Source organism: Cytophaga sp. (genome assembly GCF_051961495.1).
Classification (GTDB): Bacteria; Bacteroidota; Bacteroidia; order Cytophagales; family Cytophagaceae; genus Cytophaga.
The window spans coordinates 1-3,674 of record NZ_JBQCDF010000034.1 but is presented as its reverse complement, the minus strand read 5'-3'; the positions used below and the strand labels follow the sequence as shown (position 1 = coordinate 3,674).

5 protein-coding genes are annotated in these 3,674 nt (G+C 38.6%); all 5 read right to left on the bottom strand.

Annotated features, from left to right (window positions below):
* Positions 1–562 (bottom strand): TPR end-of-group domain-containing protein (locus ACTHJT_RS01850; protein ID WP_440235953.1); only part of this gene is annotated, 562 nt, incomplete at its 3' end.
* Positions 563–706: 144 nt separating this feature from the next.
* Entirely contained in the window at positions 707–1,717 is a 1,011-nt protein-coding gene (locus ACTHJT_RS01845) for an alpha/beta hydrolase family protein (RefSeq protein WP_440235952.1), read from the bottom strand.
* Between the two features lie 188 nt (positions 1,718–1,905).
* Positions 1,906–2,646 carry an SDR family NAD(P)-dependent oxidoreductase gene (locus tag ACTHJT_RS01840; RefSeq protein ID WP_440235950.1) on the bottom strand — a complete coding sequence of 247 codons (741 nt, stop codon included), beginning with the start codon at positions 2,644–2,646 and terminating at the stop codon, positions 1,906–1,908.
* Positions 2,647–2,717: 71 nt separating this feature from the next.
* Positions 2,718–3,284, bottom strand: coding sequence for a Crp/Fnr family transcriptional regulator (locus ACTHJT_RS01835; RefSeq protein WP_440235948.1), 567 nt, complete (start codon positions 3,282–3,284; stop codon positions 2,718–2,720).
* A gap of 9 nt (positions 3,285–3,293) precedes the next feature.
* On the bottom strand, positions 3,294–3,674 hold a 381-nt coding region (locus tag ACTHJT_RS01830; RefSeq protein WP_440235946.1), incomplete at its 5' end, for a VOC family protein.

Sequence of the window (3,674 nt, the reverse complement as noted above, 5' to 3'; positions counted from 1 at the left end):
TTTCTTTTTCACCATATACCACACTACCGGTTTTACCTACAAAGCTTGCCTGACGAAAGACAGGTTCAGTTATTTTATGTTTTGTTTTTCTATCCAGATACCCCCATTTATTATCAACCTTATATGGAATAAGATCTGCAGCCGGACAAGCGACATGTATTTTCGCAATCTCTTTGTAAAGCCGTTTGCGAACTTCTGCCATCCATACCGCTGTTTGTTTCCATTCTTTTAATGACCTCAGATAAGCAAGATCATCATCTCCTGCCATGTGCAGACTATCGGAATAGCCTCTGTCAATGGCTTCTTTAAGATAGCTAAAACCTTTCTTTTTATCTCCCGCAAGCGAAGCAACACAAGCAGTATTATAATACGTCGTAATGCCAGGATAGCATGCAACCAGTTTTTCCATATATACGAGCGACTCCTTGTATTTCTCTGCGTAATACAAATTCATTGCTTCCCTCTCGAATTCCTGGCAGTCTTCCCAATTTTGTTGAGCCTGAACATGATTCGTATTAAGCAACAGAAATATGGCAATGTAAATGCTAAAAGAAATTTTCATAAGAATGATATGTATTTTCAGAAACAGTTATTTAAATATTAAGTAGAATCAAACAATTATTATTTGGTTCTCGACTCCAAACAATCAGAACCAAATCCGTCTGTTATTGTCGATAGAACTTTGGTGAATATACAGAAAAAAATATCATAGCTGCGAAAGAAAATCTTCGATCCGTTGGGCAAGGTCCGGATTATTGGTCGCTATATTGCTATGTGTCCTGTAATAGGTGAATAATTGAAAGTCCGATGTTTTGCCGGCGGCATCAACCCGATTCTGAAATTCATAAGCCTGCCAAATTGGTACATTCGAATCTTTCAAACCCATGTGCATTTGTGCCAAAGGCAGACGATCTGCAAAGAAAGCCGGTGATGATGCAATCATTTTATTTCGTGCTTCAGATAAGCTAACCGCACCATTTTTATAGGCACTTAAAAACTGACATCTGTACGTATCATCATTGATGTGAGCGGAGCTTAGAGTAAGCATATTTGCAGGTCCTGCCACACACACTACCCGTTTGATCCTTGTATCCCTTATTCCTGCAAGTAGCGCCACAGTACCACCTCTGCTGCCGCCGCGTACAGAAGTTCTGTTAACATCTGCATTGGGTTCGGTTTGTTCTATCAAATTCAGGAAAACAATTACATCATCCGTGCCACCATCAAAGGCATCACAATGATTACCGCCGGATAGCGGAGTTGTATAAGTAGTATCATTTATGGTAATCTGTAAGGCCTGTCCACGTAAGGTCGGCATAGCCAGAATAAATGGTTTGTCTGAACCGGACGGATTCAATTCCAGAATCATACCATACATGGTAATATTCAATCCAAAACCGCTTGCATACATGCGTACAGGCATTTTTTCTGTTGTATTAGGAATAAGCAATGCACCATATTCCTGTATACCTTCAACGTTAAAAGAAACGATTTTGAAAGTATATTTTCCTGACATCAATTGTTTTTCCTGAACAACCATATAAGCGGAAGGAGTCAGATCTCTTGTCTGCCAGCTATTGTATACGTCATTTATTTCTGCTGTGGAAGGTGCCGCAAATAAAGCAGACTGCTGTTCTTCTGAAAAATAACTTTCCTTTTTACAGCAAAATAATAAAGGAAGAATTCCAAGAATGATTATTACTAATTGTTTTTTCATTACATAATAAGTTGTTCTGGTATAAAACGTTCGGAATGCAGATAAGGTATAGTAAACAGAAAATTATATCCGTAAAAATCGTGTAATATAACACCAAAATACAGTATTCATTATAAAAAACTTCTTCTTCTTTAGTGTCAAAATAATTTTAACCTCAAAGAAGAAGAACAATCATCACAATCTGTCTTTTAATCAAACCCACCGGACACAACGATCTTTTGGCCGGTGATCCATGCGGCATCATCGGATGCTAAAAACACTGCCAGCATTGAAATATCATCCGGTTGTCCGATTCTTCCCAGCGGTGTTTGAGCAGCAATGTATTCTTCCATCGGTGTCCCTGCAACCGGATTTCCTTCTGTTTGTGTTGGCCCTGGCAAAATAGCATTCACTCTGATTTTCTTTATAGCAAGTTCTTTGGACAAGGCCCGGGTAATACCATCTACAGCGCTTTTGGTTGCAGTATATAGCATAGCCATTGGAGTAGCCTTCACACTTGCAACAGAACTGATATTAATAATGCTGCCACCATTTTCATTGAAATATTTTAAGGCTTCCTGAATAGAAAGAATCGTACCCAAAACATTATTATTAAACTGTCGGTGAAATTCTTCTGTTGTGATAAGTTCAAGTGGCTCGAACTTATACACCCCGGCATTATTCACCAATGTATCAATCCTGCCAAACTGCTTCGTTGCTTCTTCAAACAACCGTTTAACGTCTGCGGCATTGGTTACATCTGCCTGTATGGCAACTGCTGTTCCGCCATTTTCTGTGATGGCTTGCACAACGGCTTCTGCGCCTTTTTTATCTGAAGCATAATTAACCACTACTTTTCTTCCATGCTGAGCGAGCGTTTTTGCAATGGCTGCGCCTATACCTTTGGATGCACCGGTAACAACCGCTGCTTTACCTACTGATTTATACATAATCTGATTTTGTTGTTGAGACCCAAAACTAGATGCTGATAAATTAAAAAAGTTTGCCATATGGCAAAAAATCATTTCTTCGCCCGGATCCGGCTTAAGGTATATTGTGTGATCCCTAAAAATAAAGCAATCTGGCTCTGAGGAACACGCTGCACAACAGTTGCCTGTCGCTGCACTAATTTATTGTATTTTGTACTGGCATCATCCACCAGCATTTCGCTTTTAAATTTATATTTCTCCAGCAACGCTTTTTCTTTTATCTGGTTTATAATTTTCGAAAATGCAGGTACTGACTTTTCCAGAAAATCAAAATCTTTTTTTACCATGGTTATGACAGTACATTTAGTCAATGCTTCAATTGTTTCTTCACCGGGAATTTGTTTGGAGAAACTATCCAGATCAACAACAAAGTGTCCTTCATTGGTAAAGTAAAGAATGTAATCATTCCCCTGTTCATTGGTGCGAACGACTTTAAACACACCATCTACCACGAAACCCATTTTACGGCATACTTCGCCCTGTCTGCAATACATCTCTCCTTTTCTCAATGTTTCCAGGGAGGTATGCTCAGTGATCAATGCTTTATCCGCATCGCTAAGGGGTAAAATTGAATGAAATAATTTTATGAGTGCGTTCATTTGCTTTAATTATTCACTCAGTTTAAATTCCGGATTATAAATAAGACCAATGATGTTTCCCCATGGATCTTTAACGGTTGCTGTTACAATCTCACCACCTACATTGTACGGTTTTTCATTTTCTGTTGCGCCAGCTTTAATAAAATCTTTATAGGCAGCTTCTATATTTTTAACGCCCCAATAAGTAATGATATTGTCTGTTTTATCAGTCAACGGTTGTTCTTCAGGCTGCAACCCCAACTCATAACCGGCAATATTAAAACCTACATAGAAAGGCTCGTTAAAATAAGGTTCCGTTTGAAAAACGGATGTATACCAGCTTGTCGCTTTTTCAATATCACTAACTTTGTAAATAGTTGTTCGTAATCCCAGAATCTTTTCTTTTGCCAT